The organism is Victivallis vadensis (assembly GCF_003096415.1).
In the GTDB taxonomy this organism is placed as follows: domain Bacteria; phylum Verrucomicrobiota; class Lentisphaeria; order Victivallales; family Victivallaceae; genus Victivallis; species Victivallis vadensis.
In genome coordinates this window covers 1-22867 of the sequence record NZ_QEKH01000015.1, presented here as the reverse complement: position 1 = coordinate 22867, position 22867 = coordinate 1, and the positions used below count along the sequence as shown (strand labels likewise).

Below are 22867 nucleotides of genomic sequence, written 5' to 3'. Positions count from 1 at the left end.
TTCATGCTTCCTCCTTTCCGGCCGGGGAGCGTCCCGCCCCGGCGGCTCCGGCCGGATTGGCTGCAGCGCTTCTGGCGTGTAATGCCTTTGAAACGGTTCCAAGCCCTCCCGGCGCCGATCTGGCGGCAGTCTGGCCGGTTCTGACCACCGCCATCACATTGGAGGCGGTATTGAGCGACATCGCCAGCGCATTGCCGATTCCCGCTCCGCGGAAAAGCGAAATGCAGGCCCACGGAATTCCCACATACATCACCACGCACAACAGGACAAACACGCAAACGAAAGCGATCAGCGCCCCGGCTGCTCCGGCGGCAACCGTGATGGCTCCGGGCGGTGAACTCGCCAGCACCGTCAGGCTTCCGCCGACCGCGCCGCCGGCCAGGCTTCCGGTTGCAGCCGTGACGGCGGCAAGCATCCCGGTCTGCTCCCACATCTGGGCCGCAACCCAGATCATCGCAAGGTCGCCGAACAACATGCAAAGAGGCGTCATTACCAATCCGAACGCCACGGTCAGGAAATTGATCGCAACGCTTTTGGTTTCCGGCACGGCAAGCATCGCAATGAAGATCGGCGACAGGGTTTTCAGGATCAGGAACAAACCGCACAGCACGATGACCATGATCTCCCGGATAAAACGGCCGATCCAGATGCCCCCTTTGTACATCACGCTCGAAATCCCCACGACGATCGAGTCATACCAGGCTCCGTCGATTTCAATATCGAACAGGACCTTCATCACCGCCTCCGCTTCGGCAGTGACCTGCCGCCCCCACTTCAACATGGCCCGGAAGAGGTAATCCGAGACTTCCGGGAACAGCCCGATCAGGACGATCGTCAGCAGTACGCCCGCCATGTATTTCAATCCGAGGAACTCCCCGAATTGCGAATACTGCCGGTAGACGGAGAGCAGGATCAGCAGCAGGGCGAACGCCAGACAGACCATGTGCATCTTGTCCAGAATATCGACCATCACCTGCATGATGTTTTGCAATGCCATTTCCGGTTTCATTCGTCATCTCCCAGAATTGCGTCGATGAAATTGCCGGATATGGCCCCTTTGGACTCAAGCGCCGCTTTCCCGGCTTCCGTCAGATTCCGGTTGTCATAGATCGCTTTGGCACGGTCGTAGTCCGCCTGATCCGTGCGCACATTTTCCATGTAGAGCTGCTGCGCCACCATCGCGGAGTGGGCGGTCTGCGCCGCGAACATCTGTCCGAGCGTGTTGGACTGCCAGATGCCGTTCCGGTAAGCTGCGTACTGCATTTCCGTCAGCGAGGATTCGCGCGGATTGTATTTCTGGTCCTCCCGGTTCAGATCGGCCAGTTGAATCAGCGCCTTCGGCCCCCATTCCGACATGAACTTGTGAACCGCAATCGCCCCTTTCTGAGTTTCCGCCAGATTCTCCGACTGCTTCAATTGAACGTCGGCGACCGCGTAATCGACCTGATGCAGCATCGATTCGATTTCGCCGGTATAGGCGACATCGCCGTCGGCCATTTCCATCGCGTCGCGGGTGATGTTCAGCGCGGCGGAGATCTCGTTCTCGTGCCAGAAGCGCGAGTTCAGGTAGGAAGTCAGCTTCATCGGATCACCGATGTAGCCGGAGATATCCATAGCGGTATCGTAGGTGTCCTTGCAGACATCGAAGGTATCTTTGGTGACTTTCAACGTGTCCACGCTGGTTTTCAGGATTTCGCCGGTCGTTCCGAGCTGGTCGGCGCCGATATCCAATGCCATCTGCTGATAAGCTTCGTCCTGAATCGCCTTGATCGTGTTGTGCACATAGATCACGCTGTCATGCACTTCCTGCAGAAACGCCATCGCCGGCGGCGGGGCACAGAGAAGCGCGGCAAACAGGACTGCAGCGGTATATTTCGCCATTTTCATCGTTGCATCTCCTACTTGACGACCGGCAGATAGACCGTATCCGGGACATACTTCGCGCCATCGGCCGGGTACTGCACCGGCAGTTCATACATCTGCATCTGCGGCTGATCGCCATCCTGCGCACGGTGAAGCTGTTGCGTCAGCCAGTACAGTTCCTTGATGGAGTTCGCCCGGCCGAGGTCGTAACCGGCCCGGTACTCTTTGGCCTTCTCTTCCTTGAAGTCGTTCTCAATGAACTGGCCGAGCAGGAAAGCTCCCGCTGCCGCCGCACCGGTTGCCGCCAGCTGCGTGCCGACATCCTCGTCCTCGGTCGCATACAATCCGGCAAGTCCGCCGCCAAGGCCGAGGGCCGGGGCCAGCAGGCCGGAAGCTGACGTATTCGCCAACTGGCTCGACGAACAGCCGCACAATGCCGCCGCTCCGATCGCTCCCGCACATATCATCATCACAATTCGTTTCATACTCAGTTCCTTCCATTAAAAATTTTCCATTTCAAGAGTTTTATCGGGACTTACCCGAAGATCGCGATTATCCGCCGGCACTTCTTCTGATTCGATGTTCGGCAGTTGATAAGAACTACGCTCGTAAAAGCCTCCGTTGGAGTATCGCTGCTGCAGCGCAAGATCGCTTATCGTTGTCCGGAGATTGTCGTACTGCTTGTCCTGCTGAACCTTCAGTTCCTCCAGACGGTCCGCGAATTGCTGTTCCAACTTCGCCAGCAACTCTTTGTGGGAGGCGTCCAATTCCTCAATCAGTTGTTTCAAGGCGTCGTCGCCTCCGGTCTGGCCGGCCTGCAGTTTTTCAATCAATTCGAGAACTTGTTCCTTGAACGCTTCCAGCTCCTGCCGGAGTTCCTGATCCTCGCCTGCGGCGCCGGCCTTGATTTCCTCGATCAACGCCAGCAGTTTCTTCTCCGTATTGATCAACTGCTGCTGCAGATCCTTGATCAGAGCGTCAGTCGAATTTCGCAACGCAGCCAGTTCTTTCTTCAGTTGCAGGATTTCAGCCTCGTGAACCGCAAATTCTGACTCATCGTTGCGAATTACGATCGCAAATTCGATATCCTTGAGTTCATTCCGCAGCTTTTCGAGTTCCGTGAGCGCCTGGTTGCGCTGTTCGAGCAACAACGCAACGTCCTGACCGGCCGCCTGCTGTTTTCTGATTTCGATATCCAGCGCGGCGATTTCCGCTTCCTTTTCCCGGACTTTCTGTTCGTATTCTTTCTTCAGTTCGGCCAACCTCTCATCCGAATAGACGGAGTAGCGAATCCGGTTTTCAAGGTTGGCCAGCCGCTCGTTGATCGCCTCATCCAGCAGGGAAATCTGTTGTTGAATACGGTCTATCGCCTGAACCACTTCCTGTTTATGAATTTCCATCGCCTCTTTCTGCGCCGCCAGTTCCTGATAGAGAGTTTTGATTTCCTCATTGAGTCCCTGCGCGGCCTCATCGATTTCCGCGCGGATAGCCGCAACATCCGCCTCGTGCTTCTCACGAAGCCCTACAATATCGGTTTCGATGTCGGCAATCCGGGAATCGAGTTCCGCCTTGTCGGCCTGATATTTGGCGTCAAGTTCGCGGTATTGTTCCTCAAGAGCGGCGATGTCCCGTTCATGGGCGGCCTTGACCGCTTCCAGTTCTGCCTGATGCCCCGCCAGCTTTTCGCGCAGAGCGGCGATCTCCTTATACAGCTCCCGATCGGCGTCGCTCAGGCGATCGACTTTGGCGTCCAATTTCGATTCCAGACCGGCAAGGCGGTCATTCAGCTCCCGGACCTGCTCCCGATACCGGTTTTCGGCGGCAAGCTGCTCCTGACGCAGATCGGCCACGGCGCTGTCGATTTTGTCGTTCAACGCCGCATTCTTCTCGTTGATCTGCGACTGCAGCGAGGAAACATCACGCGAATGCGCCGCTTCCAGATTCGCAATCCGGTTGGACAGCGACAGTTGATCCAGCTTCAGAGCATTGATCTCGCTTTCAAGCTCCTTGTTGCCGGCCGCATACGCCTTTTCCAGTTCTGCCAGCCGGTCGTTGGTCCTCTCCAGTTCCGAACTGAGCCGTCCGGACTCTGCGGTGTATTTGGAATCTAGGTTGGAAATCGACTGTTCGAGCAGTTTGATATCCGCCTCATGCGCGGCTTTCAGCGTGGCGGTTTCCGAATCGATCCGGCTTCGGATCGACGCGATATCGCTGTCATGCCTGATCTTCGCAAGCTCCAGTTCCTGCCGGAGTTGATTCTGCTGTTTGCTCAGCTCGGAAATCTCGCTGCGAAGCGCCTCCGTTTCCTCATCCAGCCTGTTTTCCAACTCCTGCTGCTGTTTTTCAAGTGTGTCAAGTCTGGCGTTGAGTTCAGGATTGCCTTCGGCGATCTCCTGCCGAATTTCTTGTTGCTCCTTTTCAAGCTGTTCGATTTTATCTTTCAGTTCCTCGTCGGTCGCGGAAAAGCGATCTTCAAGTTGTTCCATGTTCTGCGTGAGCTGCGTGATCATGTTCTGAATCTTGGATATCTCGGCTCCGAACTTGGAATCCAGTTCATTGATCCGGGCATTCAGTGCCGCAATATCCTTTTCATGATCCGCACGAAGCTGATCCTGTTCCGCCTGCAACTCGCCTTTGGCTTTTTCCAATTCTGCAATTCTGGCTTTCAGCTCCGTTTCCAAGGTGGAAATCTCTTTTTGAAACTCTTCGATCTTTTTCAGGATCGCCGCCTGATCCGCATCGTGTTTGGAAATCGCGTCATTCAACTGTTTTTGCAGCTCTGTGATTTTACCCTGCAATTCTGCGGTCCGGGAATCCAGCTCGCCGCTCAGTTCATCCTTGAGATCGTCAAGCATCTGATTCCACTCCTCCTGCAGATTGCCGATATCGTCGCCGGGGGCGTCCCAGTCGATCGCCGTCGCCATCACCATCTCGCCCCTGGTGGGATCGTCGCCGTTGCCGGTTTCTGCAAGGACGTAATTTCCCTCAATCAGCTGCGTCGTCTTGATCAGGCTGATGCTCGCCGTCACTTTCGTGTCGAGGATCGTCTGGCCGAGCCGGGTTCCCTCCGGATCAGTCAGGTAGATCACGATGTGCAGATAATTGTCGTTGAACCGCTGGGCGCATCCGAGAAAAGTGGCCGTATGGCCGACCTGATCCGCCGTCACCGGAATCTGGTAGCTCCGTGCCGCCTCCTCGGACTGGTAAAATACTCTGGCTCCATGGCTGCAGAGCATGATTCCGGTAAGAGCTGTCGCAAGCAGTGAGTGTTTTAACATAATGCCTCCTGTAAACTGATTGATATTTTGATGCCTTCATTGAGAACTGGAATTTTCATTTCAAGCTCCGGCGATTGTCTTGGTCGTTCTTCATATCATTGTTCCTTTCTGTAAAGTTTTGAACTCAATTCTGGCATCGATCACCAGAGATTTGATCTGTTCATTGCCGAGTTTTTCGATCCGGTCGAGGATCGCAAACAGCGTGTTGTCGACCGTCGCGATCTCCATTGCCCTCAAAAGCAGTTCGGCAAACGGCAAGCCCGCATTCTGCGCCTGAAGTTCCTTCATCAGCCGTTCCAGCCGGCTGTGCAGCCCTCCCGAGGTCGCCGCGGCCGCCAGAACCGCCGAAGAAGCGTAATTCCGTCCGACGCCGCACAGCGGCCAGCCGGCCCGTTGCGCAACCAGCAGGAACGAGGAAAACTTCCTGCCCGGCGGCAGATGTTCCGGCGTCGGGAAATTCCGGATGTTCTGTTGAGCATCCTCCGAAAGCGGCACATAATTCGTGATCAGCCGCAGTTCGGCCGCATCGGTATTGCGCAAAAACAGAAACTGCTTGCTCTGCGTCATCACGATCTGCCCCACACCGCTCTGCGTCATCTGGGCGGCGGACTGCGTGATCGTGACCGCTACGCACTTGTATTTCCGCAACTGGGCATAAGACTGTTTGACGATCTCCGCCGCTCCGGGAACCGTGGCGAGCAATCGGGCCAGCTCCTCAAACAAATACAGTTTGGCGCTGCCGCGCGGCATATTGATGATCTGGTTCATCACCAGATTGTTGATCACGATCCCGACCAGATTCCGCAGTACGGAACCGCTCTGCGCGATTTTTCCGAGTTCGATATGAACCCAGCGTCTGCCGAGATCCACCGTCGTTTCTCCGTCGAACAGACTGCCTTTGCCGCTTTCAACGGAATAGACCGCCAGCCGGGCCGCGACCCGGTTCAGGTCGGAGCGATCCAGATGCAGCAGCGAAGTTTCGCGCAGCGCCTCCACCAGCTGACTGTGATAGGGCATATCCGACTTCGCCATATACGCATACGAAATATTGCGCAGCATCTCCGGATCCTCGATGATATAGTCATTGAGCTCCCGGATCGTCCACGATTTGTAAAGTTCCTTCAGTCGGCGCCGGGCCTCATCCGGACTCTCCGCCGGGGCTGCCAGCGCATCCCGCAGTTCGATCCAGGCGTCCAGCGCAGTATTCCGGTCGATCGGCATGGACGGAATCAGTTTTTCCACGGACAACGCCATCCGGGCAGCCTGTTCGAGTCCTTCGCGGTTCCGGTTGCGCCATTCGACATACGCATCCGTATAGACTGCCGCGACGAACGGGCTGATGAGAGCGGTCCGGTCCTGAATCACCTCCAGGTCGCTGCTCTCGCCGCACATGGCGGTCAGGAACGCCGTCACAAATTCAAGTTGTCCCGGAGTCAGCGGCAGGCCGCCGGTGTCAAAGTAGTTCAACGTCTGGTTGGCATTCGGGTCGATCACAATATATTGTGCTTCATTCCCGTGAATCCGCGTCAGGTTGTAGTAACTGCCGCCTTCTTCGATGATCACGACCTTGGCAAACTGGTAGTATGCCTGCGAGAGAATCGATACGAAATTGACCGACTTCCCCGATCCGGTCTGGCCCAGGCACAATGTATGTTGCGGCGTGTCGCCGTCGAAAAACGAAAAGGTCATCAGATTGCAGTGATCACCTCCGAACAGAATATTTCCCTCCGCGCCTTTTCCGACAAACGAACAGGAAAACGGCAGCATGGCCGCCAGCGGGCGGTGCATGCAGTCCAGTGCCGCATCATGCCGCTTATACCAGGTGTACCCCGGCAGCGTCTTCAGGAAATTGTGCATGGACTGCAGACCGAGTTCATAGGAGTCCAGCGAGGTCAGCATTGAAGTCGCAGCCTGCCGCAGAATCATGCTGTCGCTCTGAAGTTCAGCGGCATCCTTATTCCAGGTATGGATCACATACTCAATCCGGAAAGGCGAATCCTCTCCCTTGCCGAGCCGGTAAATGTGCTCGGTCAGCTCATCCAGCCCGGCGGAGGCCGCAACTTCGCTCTCTTCTTCCAGCAGGTCCGCACGCACCCGGCGCCAGTGCTTCTGTTTCTGTTCAATGACCTTTTCCGTGTCCAGCGGTTCAATATTGACTGCTATCGTCAAATTCTGAATATCGTTTCCCAGCAGGCGGTTGCCGGCGAACGGCGTCAGGTCGCTTTTCGGAAAGTCATGGAGTGTGAAGATATTGTGGAAATAGCCGTCCGAGTGAAAACTCACCGCACCAGGTTCGGAAGAAGTTTTCGCATAGCCGCAACGGTAGATTCCGGCGAGATCCGCCTCAAAATCCTCCTCGTAATCGATATCCAGATCGAACGCCGATTTATTGACCGCGCGGTAGTATTCCTTGTACAGTCCGATGTGATCCAACGGAGTTACCGGCTGATTCAAAAATTGCTGCAGTTCCGTCCGGTCTGCTTCAAAGGCGGTCGTCACTTCCCGTTCAAACTGGCGCCTGTCCTGTTCCTGTTCCGGTATGAAATCCGAACCGATAAACTGACGCAGCTCCCTGCTGAAATATACGGAAACATACTCCCGGTACAGTCTGCGTTCCGCAATTCGCCGCATGAAATCATCATAATTCTCAGAGCGGATTTTCCGGCTCCAGAGATCGGCGGCATACTGTTCCGTGTCCTCTTTGTACCGTTCCAGAATATCCCGGTAGTCCGCATCCCGCGTATAGCGGATCTGGATGCGCTTATCGAGGCTCTGCGAAGCCAGCCAGCCCGATAGGCGCATGAACAGATCGTTCTTCAGCGCATTGCCCGCATTGTCGAGATTCGGCACCTCAAGCCGGTAGCCTTTCGCTGCAAATCCCCTGGAGTTGAGTTCCCCGTAGACCAGAAAACTCTCCTGCGGATTCGCTGTCTGTACGATGTACGCATTAGGCAGACGCATGGTTACCTCCTGCTTTCTGCGGCGGATTGAGTTTGGAACCGCGAAAACGTTCCTCAAGCCAGAAGCCGAAATAACCGCGCGGTTTGTTGGCCACGAACATCCGGATGAAAACGACCGCAGCAGCTGCCGGCGCAACCAGCAACATCGCCGCCAGCAGAATGCTGACCTGATAAGCCGCCATGGCCAGCAGCACCCCGGCGAGCAGGCCGCCGAAAAAGATGTAGACGCTGTTGCCCCGAATGCGGATGCCGAACAGTTTCACGACCGAGTGAACCGCCTGGCCGGGATTGCGGTTGATTACGATCAAAATTTCCTCGTTCATATCCGGCTCCTCACAGATTGGAAATGAAATCCAGGTCGATGTTCAGGATATTTTTGAAGATCCAATAGACCACCGCCAGAAACACCGGGGTCAGTACGCCGCCGGCAATCGTCATTTTGCCGCGTCCGGAATCCTGGCTGAGCTGATACCCACCGACTCCGATCAGAATCAGGCTCGTCAGCATGATCATCCCGATTATGAAATACCCCACAAAACCGAGACCCTGGTCCAGCGTCACCTGCTGAATTGAGGCGTCCGACCGCCACGACATTCCCAGGATCACAACGGAAATCACGAAGCCTTTCACTTTGTCGGAGAGCTGATGGTACATTTTCATCTTATCCGCTCCTTGTTTTTTATCGTTATTATTTACTATTATTTTATCGTTATTATCGTAACGATAAATAACCGTGATATACAATGGTTATATATGATTCATTTTTATCGATTTTTATTTGATTTATTTTTGCTATGCGCTTGAAATAAAGATGATATGTGTTTAATTTAATTTTAGAATAGATCTCCTTTATGCGATATCAATAAAGCATCTCGGATTCAAAACATCAAGAGCAAATCTCAACAAAATTTCAAATTTTTATGAGTTAATTAACCATGAGAAACCTGAACAGAGATTCAAAAGACACCATGCGGGAAGTCGTCGAGAAAAGCCGTCGTCTGGAAACTTTTCTGCGCCGGCAGATCATCGGACAGGAGACCGTCATCGGGTCGTTTTCCGACTGCATCAAATACGGCTGGTGCCAACTCAGCACTCCCAACCGGCCGCGCGGAACCCTGTTTCTGCTCGGCCCCACCGGTGTGGGGAAAACGGAATCCGTCCGGGCCGCGGCAGAGTTCATGTACGGTTCGCCCGATGCGCGGCTGCTGCGGCTCGATATGTCGGAGTTTTCACGCCAGGCCGGAGAGGAGGCGCTGGTCAACCTGCTCGGTACTCCCGGCGGAAAATCTCCGGGCCGTCTTGAGCGCTTCCTCGAAGAGAACGACGAGGGCATCATCCTTTATGATGAAATCGAAAAGGCGCATCCGCAGCTTTTCACGATCCTTCTGCAGCAGCTGGATGCCGCGCGGATCACGCTCAACAACAATCGCACCTACAATCTCGAACGCTTTTTCCTGATCGCCACCTCCAATATCGGCGCTCACCTTTTCCAAAGCGCAAAACACCTCAGCGAACGCCGGCTGCAGCAGAGTCTGGAGATGCAGTTGAAAGAGCGGTTTTCTCCCGAATTCGTCGCCCGTTTCGGCAAATTCAACCATGAAATCCTGATCTTCCGGCCGCTCAAGCCGGAACACCTGCGGCTGATCGCCCGTAAATTCTATGCGCAGCTGCTTCCGGTCTACCGGGGAACGCACCGGATCGATATCAGGGGCTTTTCGGCCGATCTGATCGAGGAAACGATCCGCTCCATCGACAATACGCGCAACGGCGCGCGCGAGCTTCGCAGCTCCGTCGAGAGAACCATCCGAGAATTTATGTTCGAACTGTTGTGCTCCCCGGAAAAAGAACGAACCGGCTGGCTCGATCTTGCTCCCGGCGGATCGCGGCAGTTGATTTTGCTTCCCAAACCCAATCAAACAAAGGAGTTCCATTCATGTTACTGATCAACGACTGTTTCCAGACCCACGTGTTCGACCACAGGCTGCAGGGGTTCCTGCTGATGCTCAAGCGCAAGGCCGTCCACGCGAAGCTCACCGGCAAAGGATGCCGCACCGCCGTTCTGGACGAGCTGTACGGCATCACGCCGCCATTCAAGATCGTCTGGCACCTGGCTGCCGACAAAGAGTACCACCGTACCATCAAAGAGTGGGGGCTGGCCGGCGTCATGGAGTTGACAAGCGAATGGGATCGGCTTCACCTGAAGTTCTGGCAGTGCGCCGGAAAATTTCACTGCGTCTTCTTCAAGTTCCTGAACCTCGAACTGGAGATGCAGACGGAGCCGGGATTCCTGCCGGAGAGATTCATCGAAATCTTCCAACTGGCGGACAGGCGCCTGCGGCTGATCCGTTCCGCGCTCTCCAACCCGGTTCTGAAAAGCGCCGGCGTCCGGAATTACATCTGCGATTTTCTCCAGCAGGAGCCGGATGTCGAAAAACGCTATTTTCTGATGGAACTGTTCGTCACGCTCCTCGAACTCTCCCTAATCCGAGAGGAAGAAACCAATCAGGAGATTTTCCGGAATCGGGCGCATCACTATCTCCGGAATATCATCCTCGCGCGAGCGGAAGCCGAAGCCGGTGAATCGCGGCGGGCCATGGCCGGCTCTCTCGCATTGCGCGGCTGCGGCAAGGTGGAAGCCGAGCTGGCAACGCCCATTTCGATGGTGTGGGGCTTCCTCGCCAATCAGAAACATTTCACATCTGAAATCGAAAAATCCCCCGAACCCGCGCGTTACTGCGAACGGTATTTTTCCGACGGTCGGGTGGAGATCGGCGAGATCACGCCGGCCGCCCGAGGCGAGAAGTCGGAGATGATTTCGCTTCCCCGCTACGACCTGTACGCTCAGGTCTTTCCCGATTACGAAACCGCCATGATGTCGCGGAACGCCGCTCTCGACATTCTGCGCAACAGTCAAATCAAATAAGAAAGGCATTTCAATGATGGAACATTACCGGAAACTCATCGACAAACTCACCTGTGAAATCGGAATGCACCGTCAGGAGGACGGGTTTCAGTCCGCGCCGCTGCGTGAAAAAATCCTGTCGGAACTTCGTCAACTTTCTGTGCCGGAAGCTCCGGCGGAGACAGCCGCCGCTGCCGCCCATCCGCAAATGGATGCCGACTCCCGCAACCGCCTCGATTTTCTGATCCGGGCCCGCCGGATCGGCGGCGCTATCGCCCGCGCTCAAATTCAGGAGGAACTGCCGCTGCCGGCTTCGCATTATCTTTACGATATGGTGCTGGCCGGGGCCGATGCCCTCGGCCGGGAGATCGCGCGCGGCTATGCCGTCGAACTCTACCCGGAGCTGGTGCGGCTGCGCGAGCAGAAGATCGAACTCCCACTCGCAGTACCCGGCCGGGAGCCGGAACCACCCGCAAAGCCCAGGTTCGGTTTCACAGTTGAAACCGCGCCCTTCTTCGTACAGCTCAACGATATCGAACCATTTCCGCCTGAAACCGGATGGGAAATCACTCACGACGAACTCAGGGAAAACTACCGGGAGCGATTCACTTTCGACACCGAAGAAGAAGCGGAACGCGACTATCGGCTCTGGGAGAAATTCCGGGACGGTGATTCTGCTACACCACCGGTCAGGTATGCCATTTGTGTTCGGGCGGCCGGTGATATCGGCGAAATCTTTCACCTCACCGATGAAGTGGAAAAAAGTGCCGAAACGGGGCTTTTGCGTTTCGCCACACTCGGCGAAGCGGTGGAACAGCGCCGCAAACTTGAAGAGGAGCGGCTTTATCCTCCGGAACTCCCGCAGGAAATCATTCCGGGATTCGATATGCCGGAAGATGATATGATCGAACTCGGCAGTGTCCTCGATACCCGCTCGGTTCTGGAAAAAGAAACCAAAGCGCCGGTTATCGGCAAATAGTCCCCCCCGCCCCGCGGCAGTGGTACGGCTGCAGCGGGGCCAATTCCGGAGTATTGAATATGAAGCATGAAAAACTGTTGCCTGTGCTGGAAGCGGGCTGTTTCGGGCTGCTCCTGATTATACTCGCTGGAAGCGATACTCGTAAAGACTCTTCCGAACCGCTGGCATTCTCGATGTTGATCATGGGAATTTTGTTGATCGCCGCGATCTTCCTGATTCTTCTTGAGGCCTGCTTTTTCCGGACTCCGAAAAAACGGATGCTGACTTTGATCAGTTTCAAAGATGGGCACCCTTATCATGTCTATGAGATCGCGGATGAGGATCTGTTTTTATTCTGTACCTCGAAATTCGACCTCAATTACCTGATAATAGATAAGGCGTTCCGGGAAACCATAAATCAGTTGTCGAAACCTGATAAAAACAGCCGAGTGACAGTCGAAAAATGGCGGCGGCAACTCCGTATGTATTCACAAAACGATTCTGCGGAGCTGGTTTTTCTCAGCTTCAACTTTCCTGGCGGGAATCAGGCGGATGTCCTGCCGCTCGCTGCCGTTCCCGATTTTACTGATGCCGCGATTCGAACAATGCAGGCCAATTGTCCGGAAATAAAAATATTTCGCTCCCGGCATGAACTGGAACAATGGCAGGACAGTCTCGACGACACGTTATGGGAAGAGGTTCAGGGAAAAATCCAAAATCTCGAACGAAAGCGCAGGAGAATGTGGAAATTCCACTCCAAACAGAACCGGCCGATGTCATGAAAACTATCTGTAAAAATATTTTCCCTTCTATCCTATCTCTTGTTGTTCTGCGCGCTCTGCGATTGAGCGCGCAGAACCAAAAGGACAGGAGGTATCATGAGAAGATGCGAGGTATACGAAGCGATGAGCCGGGAACGGATTATCTTGTTCCCGACGCTCATACTCAAGCTCGACAGACTGTCGGAAAGCGATCTGATTGCTCGTTGGCGGGGGACGGTCGATCTGACGATGGATTACTGCCCGGAGAACCGCCCGGGCTGGATGTCCAAAGTGTTCTGGACGTCCACGGCATTGGAAACCGGCAGAATGATTCTTGCCAAAGAACGGTCTCATCGGGAACGTGTCCGGCTGCGCTTGCAAAAGCTGGCCCGCTTAAACAATCTCAAACTCCGAAAATGGGCTTCATGGCAACGATGTGCAGACAAACGAAAACTGATTGAAACCCACCTCGCAACTCAGGGCCATGATCCATTCTACTGCCACTGTATCCGGACACAATTCCTGAATTCCGGTGTCAATCTTGAAACGCTGCCGGCCGCATATGTCACCCTCTGGTTATGGGAGGCGCTGCCGCCGCCGGAACAGTCCCTGCCGCTTTCCCGGCAGAAAGCAGCCGTCATGCCGGAGGCTGTATGAAGAACGAGCGCCGAACCATCGTCATGGCTCATGTCGATCTCAAGGCAGGCAGAATCGAATTCCTGGTCAAAAAACAACTCATCCTTCCCGGCAAGGGACAGCGTCCTGAATTCATGTCATTCAGTTCCGAGGAATGCCGAACCATCGGTATGGATTCCATTGAATACTGCCTCAACTGCTATGATGATGACGTTGTCTATATCTGGCCGACCTACTTCGCCCACATTGCTTCAATCCGGCAACCGGAAGAGACTTTGAAACAAATCCTGATCAATGAATTGAGCTGCCGTGTGGAGATCGAATTGACACGAACACTGGAAAACCTGTGCATCTGTGATTTGAGAGAGCAATTGATCGGCAAGAACCGGAACATTTTTGAGCAGGTGGAGGAGCCGGAAAATCATGAGGTCGATTTCTTCAAGGGAGTACGATATGAATCCGTTTACCTCTTCATGCTGCCGCAGGAAGCGAAGATGCAGTTATGCAGGTTTGAGCCCCCACACCTGCCGGTCAACCGGAACATGGTTCAGTTGCGGTTCGATCGGTCGCTGCCGAAAGTCCGAAGCGTGGTTCCCGACAACAGAACTTCTCCGGAGGTTCATTTTATCAGTTCAGTTTCACTTCACGGTCAGCCGCTGATCTCTTACCTCTTCGATGAGATTCTGGCTGATAACGGCAAACGGCAGACAAAATATCAGGATCAGTACCAATGGCTGCGGCAGATTTATCACACCATACGGACAAACTGCCAATGAAAATACGAAAAGTGTTTTATCACTTTTACCTGCTCAAGTCTGAAAAAGGAAAATCATCCCGGAAGTTTCATTCCGAATCTTGATTTTTCAGCAATGAAGAATCATATTTTACACCGAACAAGAGGAAAAAGAAATGCTGCCGGCAATTACCAAACCAACGGAACTTATCATCGATATTCAATTGGAACAACGCAAAAATCCTGACGAAACCATTCAGATTTTCTACCGCAAATCGGACGGCGTGCTATACGCCGTCAACGGTTCAGCGGCAAAATTACAGGATGGAGAAGCTATCGCAATCTGCAGCGAGTCCGCCCAGATCGCAGCTGCCGACATTGCTGCGGAAGCATTTGCCCGCCTCAAACGAATATCCGCGTAATTCGGGCCGGTATCATTTGTAAATATAATTGCAAATGTTATATTGAAGTACCACAGTTTGCGATATATGGAAAAACAGGTTGCGACAATGATTGTCTATCACGGCGGTTACAGTGAAATCCGGACTCCGGAAGTCAAACCGAGTCGAAATAATAAAGATTTCGGACCGGGTTTCTACTGTACGAAACTATTGCCTCAAGCAGAGCGCTGGTCAAGACGTTTCGATACTCCGGTCGTCAACACCTACGAATACACTCCGAATCTCCAACTGGATATCCTTGCTTTCGACCAGATGACGGAAGAATGGCTGGATTTCATCGTGGCCTGCCGTAACGGCAAACCGCATCCGCATGATATTGTGATTGGAGCAATGGCCAATGACCAGATCTGGAACTATGTGGCGGATTTCATCAGCGGTATTCTGACACGCGAACAATTCTGGATTCTGGCAAAATTCAAGCATCCGACTCATCAGATCGCTTTCTGTTCAGAAAAGGCCTTGAGCTGTTTGAGCTTTCAAAGCAGTCAGGAGGTTGCCAAATGACCGGACGTGAAGATCAGCGGGAAAACGATCTGTTTTTCGTATGTTCTCTGCTCGAATATATCGGACGTAAAACCAGAAACCACCGACGTGTCGTAGTCAATGCTCTCGGAATTGAAAAGATACGGCATCTGCTGGAGCTGGCCGATATTTACCATAATGAGAATATGGATAAATTATTGGATGAGCTGGTGGAAAAATGCCACATTCAGCCGGGAACATTCGACAATGTCGCAATGTGCCGCTATTCGTTACCGTCCCACTTCGACATCGGCAAAGTTTACAAACGTCTGATTGCTGCGGTAGCCCGGGAAAAAGGCATTGATTTTGCAGACGCCTTGGTCGAGGTTTATAATTCGTGGATCGCTGATAAACTGGATGACTACAACAGCAGCATGTTCTTCGAGAACCCGGATTATATTTTCCAATCCTATCTGGCTGGGCAGCCGCTGATCTTTTGATCCCGGAAATTTGCTTTTGCAAAAGCTGAAACTTCCAATCAAGCAGTTTGTCCAAACGAGGGAAATTAATCTATTTTTCTGCTTTCGTTCTTCCTGCGGACTTTCACAAATTTCCAAACATTCGACGGTGATGTTTCGATGCCTTGTTTATGCAACTCCTCGGCAATCGCTCTGGCACTCATGTGCTGCTCATTCCAAGCTTTCAGTATCCACTTTTCATGCGCTGCCAGCTTGCTGTGCCCGGGGCCATTCCGTTTATGGCGGGAAAATCTGCGAAATCCCAGTTCATAAAGCTGTGCCGGACTGTAATGCCAGACTTTGGTCTCCTCTCTTTCCAGTTGCTTATACAGGGAAGAGCGATAGAACAGAAGCAATGCCTCTTTCAACGGCATTCCGGTATTCTTTGAAATCAGGCCGGCAACTCCCGCAGCTTTCCCGGGAATCAGCAAGCGCAAATTCTGCTGGTTTATTTCCTGCATCGGATCACCTCGCTGCCCGTAAAATTCAAAATCAAAAGAGACTTTTCCGTATGAAACAAAATCTGATCGACCAACCGGCGGACTTTCAGCCGTTCCAATAATTCCGTTTTCGAGATCAGGTCATTTTCATACAGAGCAAAACTGGCGTACACCTGATCATTCGCAACCGGCCCCGCAACAATATCATAATCATGGCAAAAATCCGGTTGCCGCCGATTCTTCAAAACAAAATCAACCCATTCTTCATCCGCAGCTTTGAATGTCCGAACTCGGAGAAAGTCATTGTGCAGAAAATCATCCGGCACATCATAGATCGAAAGACATCCTTCGGCTACATTTTGCCGGGCAGCTTTGCTTTGGACAAAACGTCGGGCCTGCTCTTCGCTTGAGGTCGTGTAAAACCCGATGCCGAAATCTCCGATCCTGTCGGCCGATAAAATTTTCGGCTCCTTGACTGGAACGAGGCCGCCGTGGAATAATTTCATGCCTGCTCCCTCCGATTGCGAATGAAGGCTTCAATTTCCTCCAAAATGGCGCGTGCTCCCATCGAGTGCAACACCTCATAATGCTCCAGCAGATATTCAATCACTCCATAGCGATTGAAAAAATCGATCACCTTCTGACCGGAACACCCCATCTTTGCCTTGTACTCTTCCACGCAGAAAGAAACAAATGCAAGCTTTTTTTCTTCCGATGTACTCATTGAAGTCCTCCATCATTTACTATAAGTCTATTATGCCAAAAAACAAGCTGAAAATATGGAATCATATCAACTCTTGTTTCTTCTTTTGAAACAGTGCGAAAAATATTAATTTTCGGCCGGGATTTGCGGTGAGGAATTTCCCGGCCACTCAGAGTGAGCCGGGAAATTCCCGAAGCGAAAATCATTACTTTGAAGGAATGAAAATGAATCAAATGCAGCTTATTCAGCGAAAAGAGGAACTGATCGGTAAAACAAATTTAGATTTCCTCGATCAGGTATATAAATACATATTCCTCAAACATTGCTTTTGAAAACCGTTTTTTGTCGACGCGTCAGTCAAGTGAGCGCGCCGACAAAAACAACCTTCAAAGTTGCTATGGTAAAAGTAATGAAGTAGCGCATGTGAAATAAAAGAGGCTGATTCTCAAAGATGTGATACTGTAAATAAGGCATCGGCTCTGACGGTCAGAGTCATGCAGACAGTTAAAACATCCCAAAGGAGACATCAGCCATGAAAGAATGTAGCACGGTATCGTTCAAAGGTCAAGTGATTTATTGCGGAATAGATGTACACAAGAAGAGCTGGCATGTGACAATCAGACATTGTTGTCACCAAATAGAAAACTTCAGCATGAACCCGGACCCAGTTGAACTGGCGAACCATTTGAAGCGGAATTATCCGGAGGCTGAATATCGGAGTGTATATGAAGCGGGCTTCAGTGGTTATGAGGCGCATCGTACGCTCTGTTGCCTCGGCGTGAAAAATATTGTTATCAATCCGGCCGACGTTCCGACCAGCGGAAAGGAGAGGGTTAACTCCATACGAGATAATCGTGAATTTCTTCAATACGTCGACACCAGGGCCGGAATAGAATTCCTGGCCGTTTACTGCGCAGGTGAGCACACCGGCTTTTTGTTCAAATGTATATGTTAGCATCGCCTCATCCTGGAAATCAGCCCCCAGTTGCTCTATCTGCCGGGGAAAATATTTGTCGTCGAGAGTCTTTACTTCCCAGATTTTCTCACGATTATTACTGATAGTGAGAAGCCGATCATCAGCAGCAGTAAGTTGGAACGAACAGAATTTCCCTTTGGCCGGCACTTCGCCAAGGCGACGCATCTTGACGGAAATATTGAAATCCTTCAGGGACGGTACCTCCAGTTCCGCTCCCGGCAAACCGAAGCTTTTCGTTTCCAGTCGCCCATCCTCCGTAACAAACCATAGTGCAGGCCGGTACTTCAGTAACTTGGTATTGGCAGCTTTTACCTGAACAGCAGTCCCTTCTACGCCCGGAACAAATGAAACACGGCTGCTTTGCTCCGGCAAAATCGCTTTCCCCTTATCATCGACTGCCGTTGTATTCTGATTGAAATCAGCAGAAAATACAGGAGAAGTGATTTCGTCTTTTTTCTCCTCTTTCACCGTTTCGATCGTCAAATCATCAACTTCATATTCATAATTATAGCGTTTTACAAGGTTGTAGTTCCTAAACGAATTATAGTTCGCCAGCGCCTGAAGACGTAAATCCCCCAACCAAAGACGACGGTCTCGCTTGGGGCCGTCCTCAAAGCTTTCCTGCATACAGGATGCAAGTGTCGTCAAGCCAATCCGGTAAATTGCATGATCCAATTCGTCATACCGTTCTCCAAGCGGTTGAATCACTGACCAGTCCGCTGCAGATACCGTGTCGCATCGAACATTGCGGAGAATCACCTTGTAAGTGAAATTTCCCACGACTCTCAGTTTCAGATACCGGAATGCATAGCGGCGTGGCAAACGGATTGTGGATACCGCAACATCTTCCACAATCAAAGCTTCTTGAAGCCAACTTCGGCCGAGGTCGCCATGGTATGATGAGAAGTCACGTGCCAATTCGCAAGGAGTTTCCGCCATTTTGATTTCCAATCGAAACGGAGCATCAAACAATCCAATAAATTCAAAGTCCAACACGGGAAAACCAACGCAGAAACGACCGAAGTCAAATGTGTATTCCCAAGTGTGCGGCAACTCCCGATTGAAAATATCTTCTGGAGAAGCAATCGGTCTGATTTTCCAGCCTTGCCATACCGCAGAATCTTCTTCGGTCCGTACTACCGAGACAGTTGAAATCATCTCATGAATCAAGTGCGGCTTCAATGCTTCCGCTTCTCTTGCCCAACGCAGTTCTTCCTGATAAAACATGGTTTATAATTCCGCAACAGATTTCTCCGTTGCGCTTCCTTTTTTCTTATTGCTGTTTTTCTACCAAAACAAGCATTCCAAATGCGTCTGGATTCCATGCCGGGAGTAACCCTCCCCCCCAAACCATCGATGCCAGTTTACGCGTTCCATCTCCATCGTTCAGAGCAAGCGAGAGTCCCAGTTTCGTGCCGAATTCACCACGAATTCCGCCGAGATCACTCCACGGCATGGCGAGTTCATAGGTGGTTCTGTTTCCCTGCCGCCGTACGGAGATGTCGTAGACGGAAGAGTCTTTGGCCAAGGAGCCGGATTTCAAGCCGCCGCAGTAACGGTCCGGGCGGTAGATCGTATGTCTCCCGCTCCCGCCCGGAGCGACCGAACTCACCTGAAAGAGCAGTGCCTTGTTCTCTTCACCCGGCAGACGGTTCTGCGGATGAATCGCGATTTCGATGCTGTCGCCTTTGACGCACTCCTCCTCCCGGGGGCCGGGGATGTGTTCGCGGTCGATCACTTCGACCCCGACGTAGAGATTCTGCGCATCCCAGTTGAAGTAGGCGACACCGCTGAAGCGCTGCGGACTCCAATCGTATCCGGCCGCTTCCACCCGCAGCTGACTCTTCCCCAGCAGCGGCACCGGCGAGGAACGGTCGAAATCATTCAGTTCCCCATCGATGGAAATCGAACGGCTCCGCGGAGCGAATCCGACATACTCCGTGCCTTCGTAAAGGGTGAAGACCGCGTTGTCGATCATCGACCAGCCGTTGCCGAAACAGACAGGAACGCAGGAGATCTTCTCGGTCTTCTCCGGCACCTCCACTACCGCCGAGAAGAGCTCCCAGTGCGGCTGGGTCACCGGCGACTGGAAAATCTGGAGCCAGTGGCGTTGGATGCTCCGGCCGCCCGGGGCGATAGCGGAGTAGTTGCTGCCGGTCTGGAGCGAATCGGACTTGATCCAGAAGCTGTAGAGATATTTGCCCGGCAGGAAGGAGCCCTCCAGATTCTGGAACATCGAAACATACTGTTTTTCGATTCCCTGAAAGCGGAATACCCACTCCCCGTGCCCCAGCTCATCCGGCGACTGAAACCGGAAACGCCTCCCGGCGTCGCCGGGCGTCGGATACCAGAAGGCCGGCAGAGTTTCCTCCCCGCCCCGCGCCTGTTCGAACCCGGGATTTTTCAGCAGGTTGCCGACGGCATCCGGCTGAATGACGCTGATGGAAACGCGTTTTTTCACCTCCGGAAATTCCGGTGTTTGAAAGTCCACTCGAAGGATGGCAGTGAATTTGCCGCTCCGCTCCGGCAGAAACTGAAAACTTTTCTGCAACGTTTCGCCCGGAGCCAGATCAGTGATGACGATCGGTGCGGTTTTGCCGGGAATGCCGGCAAGTTCGATTCGGCAATTCAGCGGCCTGTCGATGAGATTGGCAATCGTGACCGGCAGTTCCGCCGTGTGCCCCTGCACGAAATTCCGATTCGGAGCGCCACTCCCCGCAGTGGTGGGGCGCACCATCAGCTGCGCTTTGAGCACGTCGATTTCACCGCCTTCGACAAAACAGGGGGAGGTGGTCAATTCGAGCGTGTGGCGTTCCGCTTCCGGAAGGTGCCGCTCGTTGCCCTGCTGATCGGTGAGGATGAGTTTGCCTTTGCCCGCCGGCAGCTGGATGGTCTCGCCTTCCCGTTCGACGGTGGAGACCACCATGACCGCCCGTTTACCTGGGGCTTCAAAGAGTTTGATCGAGTCTCCGCGGCCGAGGGAGAACTCTCCGACCGGCCTGGTGTTCCAGAGCTTGGAGATCAAAACCGCCAGCGCCGCCGCGGAGGGGCGGGGACTCATGTCTCCCCAGAAAAGGGACCAGTTCCCGGCCGGATCCGGCTCGCCGCCGAAGAGCACGATCCTTCGGCAGCCGGCAAGCAGTTCCGCCGGGAAACGGGTGAAGAAGTAGTCGCTCTGGCTCCGGTCTTTCAGGGCGGTTTCCAGCGGCATGCTCCAGGTGGAAAGGCCGCGTCCGGTTTCATTGTCGATGACCGGGAGAGTCGCTCCGTGGTTCTTCAGATCCTCCGTCGCCAGCTGCACGGAATTGGAGTCGCCGTAGTGAATGGGCAGAATGTCGACATGGTTCGCGAGTCCCGCGGCCAGCAGCGATTTCCGGTAGGAGCGGGGCCACAATCCGCCCGCGGCCTGAATTTCGAACGACGGATTTACCGCTTTGGCGGTCTGCGTCGCGACCCGGCAGAAACGGAGGTAGTCGTCCACCGGATTGCTGCTGAGTTTCCCAGGGCAGATCTCGTTCAGCCATTCGAAGCCGATTACCTGTTCCTTGAAAGTTTCGGCAAGCCGACGGACGACGTTTTCCAGCTGCCGCTCCCGGAACGGGAACGGAAAGAATCCGGCGGACCACCCTTCCGGATTGTCGATCGCCCAGGCCGGCGGATCGTAGATCACCAGCCACGGACGGATGTCGTTCGCATTCAGCTGTGCGACCGACTCTTTCAATTCATTGAGATAGGCATCGTTCCACACCTCCGGAGCGGGCTGCAGCGAGTTCCACTTCACCCAGGTGCGGCAGAACCGCAGGCCGAGCAGCCGGGCGGCGGCAACCGCCTCCGGATTTCCGGCAAACTTCTGGCCGCCGAACGGCGTGGCGGCCCCCCCGGTCATCGCCTCGATGTCCGGAATTCTGGCAAATGTCGTCTCTCTGGCTTCCCAGCCGTCCACCGCGGCACGGATGCGGAAGGTGCCCCGTTTTTCCGGCGGAATTTGCGGGAAAATGTGCAGCGGCTCCGCTGCGGCAGAGAGGGATTGCTTCCCTGTGGCAACCCGGCTGCCATCGATCTGGAAAACCTGCCAGACAAGTTCGCGCGTTTCCCCCGATTTCGCCGCCAGCGTGCCGGGCGTTACAATGATCTCGACTGGTTTCGGACCGGGGAAGAGGTTGCCCGGCATCGGAGTGCTCAAGTCGAAAAAGCTCTCCCCGCGCTGGAAATTCCCGAGTTCCGTGCGGACCTGCCAGGGCCATGTTCCCCCGTCGTTTCCGCGGAACTGGAAAATCAGCAGCAGACTGTCGCCGAGCACCCCCGCTTCCGGAGGACGGGCGGAAAATAGTTTCGGTACCCGGATTTTGATCTTCTCCTGCACCTCTTCGCCGATTCGGCAGCGGAGTGGAGAGATTGCGAGCGGATACATCATGTGGCGCTGATGCTTCGAATAGACGCCATCCGGACAGTCGATCCAGGGGCCGACACCGAGGATCGTCAACTCCGTTCCGCCCCAGTCGTCCGACGGATCGACGTAGTAGCGGACCGGGAGCAGAAACTCCTCCCCCTCCCGCAACGGACAGGAGGAGAGCGGTCTGCCGTCGGCGCGTTCCGCCCTGCCGGTCGTAATCCAGCTCTTCTTGAGCGAAGCGGAAGCCGGGCGTTTCGTATTGGCCCCTTCGACTTTGATCCGCGGCGAGGAAACGTCCTTCACCCGTTCCGCCCAGCCGCTTTTCGTCAGGAAATAGTGGATAATCACCGTATCTGACCCGTTTTTCATCTCAGGCATACGATATTGAAATTCCATCACGTTTCCGGAAGCAGCGTCCCGGGGCGTTCCTCCCCAAGCGCCGAACCCGAGATAGGTGCCGTCTTGTTTCAGCAGGTGGATGTCGCCGCCGAGCTTCAACCCGGCGGGTGCCCCCTGTTTCAGGAAGACTTTGACGGAAAAGTTTTCCTGCACCTTGACCGAATCCGGCGCTTCAATTCTGCACCAGTCTGTTTCCACCACCGCCGCCTGCAGCAGCACCGGCAGCAGGAGGGATGACAACGCGATCGCTATATTCCGCATGAAGACACCTATTTGACGGCAATGAGCTCGCTCGGCTGATCCTTGACTTTTTCTTGCCAAGTCGAGGGGGTAGTGTCAAAAGTAATATGAAAAAATGAAAGTTTTGTTTTTGCGGCGGGTAATACATCCGAACCCGTCCGCGTTCAAGCGAAAATCCGGCATA

General features: G+C 53.7%; 21 protein-coding genes. 9 read left to right on the top strand and 12 right to left on the bottom strand.

All coding sequences use genetic code 11. The annotated features are described in order from the left end of the window. Position 1 precedes the first annotated feature (1 nt). The 7 genes from C8D82_RS10180 to C8D82_RS10150 form a co-directional block, all read right to left on the bottom strand. Complete coding sequence (locus C8D82_RS10180; RefSeq protein ID WP_116884179.1) at positions 2 to 1009, bottom strand: hypothetical protein; 1008 nt, start codon at positions 1007 to 1009, stop codon at positions 2 to 4. Next, positions 1006 to 1887, bottom strand: coding sequence for a hypothetical protein (locus C8D82_RS10175; RefSeq protein WP_116884178.1), 882 nt, complete (start codon positions 1885 to 1887; stop codon positions 1006 to 1008). Before C8D82_RS10175 ends, C8D82_RS10180 begins: the two co-directional genes overlap by 4 nt. A gap of 11 nt (positions 1888 to 1898) precedes the next feature. Beyond that, the gene (locus tag C8D82_RS10170; RefSeq protein WP_116884177.1) at positions 1899 to 2348 is read right to left on the bottom strand and encodes a hypothetical protein; all 450 of its coding nucleotides are present in this window, start codon (positions 2346 to 2348) and stop codon (positions 1899 to 1901) included. A gap of 15 nt (positions 2349 to 2363) precedes the next feature. Beyond that, complete coding sequence (locus tag C8D82_RS10165) at positions 2364 to 5141, bottom strand: coiled-coil domain-containing protein (RefSeq protein WP_133245147.1); 2778 nt, start codon at positions 5139 to 5141, stop codon at positions 2364 to 2366. A 90-nt stretch (positions 5142 to 5231) separates the two neighbouring features. Then, positions 5232 to 8102 (bottom strand): VirB4 family type IV secretion system protein, encoded by a 2871-nt coding sequence (locus C8D82_RS10160; protein WP_116884175.1) that lies wholly within the window; start codon positions 8100 to 8102, stop codon positions 5232 to 5234. After that, positions 8089 to 8424, bottom strand: a complete 336-nt coding sequence (locus C8D82_RS10155; RefSeq protein WP_116884174.1) for a hypothetical protein — start codon at positions 8422 to 8424, stop codon at positions 8089 to 8091. Before C8D82_RS10155 ends, C8D82_RS10160 begins: the two co-directional genes overlap by 14 nt. Before the next feature lie 10 nt (positions 8425 to 8434). Next, positions 8435 to 8761, bottom strand: a complete 327-nt coding sequence (locus C8D82_RS10150) for a hypothetical protein (protein WP_116884173.1) — start codon at positions 8759 to 8761, stop codon at positions 8435 to 8437. 275 nt (positions 8762 to 9036) lie between these two features. Between C8D82_RS10150 and C8D82_RS10145 the strand changes: the two genes are divergently transcribed. The 9 genes from C8D82_RS10145 to C8D82_RS10105 all read left to right on the top strand — a co-directional run bounded on the left by C8D82_RS10145 (position 9037) and on the right by C8D82_RS10105 (position 15514). After that, entirely contained in the window at positions 9037 to 10044 is a 1008-nt protein-coding gene (locus C8D82_RS10145; RefSeq protein WP_116884172.1) for an AAA family ATPase, read from the top strand. Then, positions 10035 to 11024 (top strand): hypothetical protein, encoded by a 990-nt coding sequence (locus tag C8D82_RS10140; protein WP_116884171.1) that lies wholly within the window; start codon positions 10035 to 10037, stop codon positions 11022 to 11024. Before C8D82_RS10145 ends, C8D82_RS10140 begins: the two co-directional genes overlap by 10 nt. Positions 11025 to 11037: 13 nt before the next feature. Next, a complete protein-coding gene (locus C8D82_RS10135) occupies positions 11038 to 11982 on the top strand; it encodes a hypothetical protein (RefSeq protein WP_133245146.1) in 945 nt (314 codons plus the stop codon). 59 nt (positions 11983 to 12041) lie between these two features. Then, the gene (locus C8D82_RS10130) at positions 12042 to 12743 is read left to right on the top strand and encodes a hypothetical protein (RefSeq protein ID WP_116884169.1); all 702 of its coding nucleotides are present in this window, start codon (positions 12042 to 12044) and stop codon (positions 12741 to 12743) included. A gap of 96 nt (positions 12744 to 12839) precedes the next feature. Next, positions 12840 to 13379, top strand: a complete 540-nt coding sequence (locus C8D82_RS10125) for a hypothetical protein (protein ID WP_133245145.1) — start codon at positions 12840 to 12842, stop codon at positions 13377 to 13379. Next, a complete protein-coding gene (locus C8D82_RS10120) occupies positions 13376 to 14134 on the top strand; it encodes a hypothetical protein (protein ID WP_116884167.1) in 759 nt (252 codons plus the stop codon). Before C8D82_RS10125 ends, C8D82_RS10120 begins: the two co-directional genes overlap by 4 nt. Positions 14135 to 14267: 133 nt before the next feature. Beyond that, on the top strand, positions 14268 to 14513 hold the full coding sequence (locus C8D82_RS10115) for a hypothetical protein (protein WP_116884166.1): 246 nt from the start codon (positions 14268 to 14270) through the stop codon (positions 14511 to 14513). A 66-nt stretch (positions 14514 to 14579) separates the two neighbouring features. Next, on the top strand, positions 14580 to 15056 hold the full coding sequence (locus C8D82_RS10110; protein WP_207776111.1) for a DUF3990 domain-containing protein: 477 nt from the start codon (positions 14580 to 14582) through the stop codon (positions 15054 to 15056). Then, on the top strand, positions 15053 to 15514 hold the full coding sequence (locus C8D82_RS10105; RefSeq protein ID WP_116884164.1) for a hypothetical protein: 462 nt from the start codon (positions 15053 to 15055) through the stop codon (positions 15512 to 15514). Before C8D82_RS10110 ends, C8D82_RS10105 begins: the two co-directional genes overlap by 4 nt. A gap of 65 nt (positions 15515 to 15579) precedes the next feature. Here C8D82_RS10105 and C8D82_RS21575 read toward each other — a convergent pair whose 3' ends face one another. The 5 genes from C8D82_RS21575 to C8D82_RS10080 form a co-directional block, all read right to left on the bottom strand. Beyond that, on the bottom strand, positions 15580 to 15993 hold the full coding sequence (locus C8D82_RS21575; RefSeq protein WP_187144067.1) for a hypothetical protein: 414 nt from the start codon (positions 15991 to 15993) through the stop codon (positions 15580 to 15582). After that, positions 15981 to 16478: a DUF3990 domain-containing protein gene (locus tag C8D82_RS10095; RefSeq protein WP_116884163.1), complete on the bottom strand. Its 498-nt coding sequence runs from the start codon at positions 16476 to 16478 to the stop codon at positions 15981 to 15983. Before C8D82_RS10095 ends, C8D82_RS21575 begins: the two co-directional genes overlap by 13 nt. After that, positions 16475 to 16696: a DUF3791 domain-containing protein gene (locus C8D82_RS10090; RefSeq protein ID WP_116884162.1), complete on the bottom strand. Its 222-nt coding sequence runs from the start codon at positions 16694 to 16696 to the stop codon at positions 16475 to 16477. The genes C8D82_RS10095 and C8D82_RS10090 overlap by 4 nt, the downstream gene beginning before the upstream one ends. A gap of 505 nt (positions 16697 to 17201) precedes the next feature. After that, positions 17202 to 18878: a hypothetical protein gene (locus tag C8D82_RS10085; protein ID WP_116884161.1), complete on the bottom strand. Its 1677-nt coding sequence runs from the start codon at positions 18876 to 18878 to the stop codon at positions 17202 to 17204. 46 nt (positions 18879 to 18924) lie between these two features. Continuing rightward, positions 18925 to 22704, bottom strand: coding sequence for a sugar-binding protein (locus C8D82_RS10080; RefSeq protein WP_116884160.1), 3780 nt, complete (start codon positions 22702 to 22704; stop codon positions 18925 to 18927). Positions 22705 to 22867: the final 163 nt, after the last annotated feature.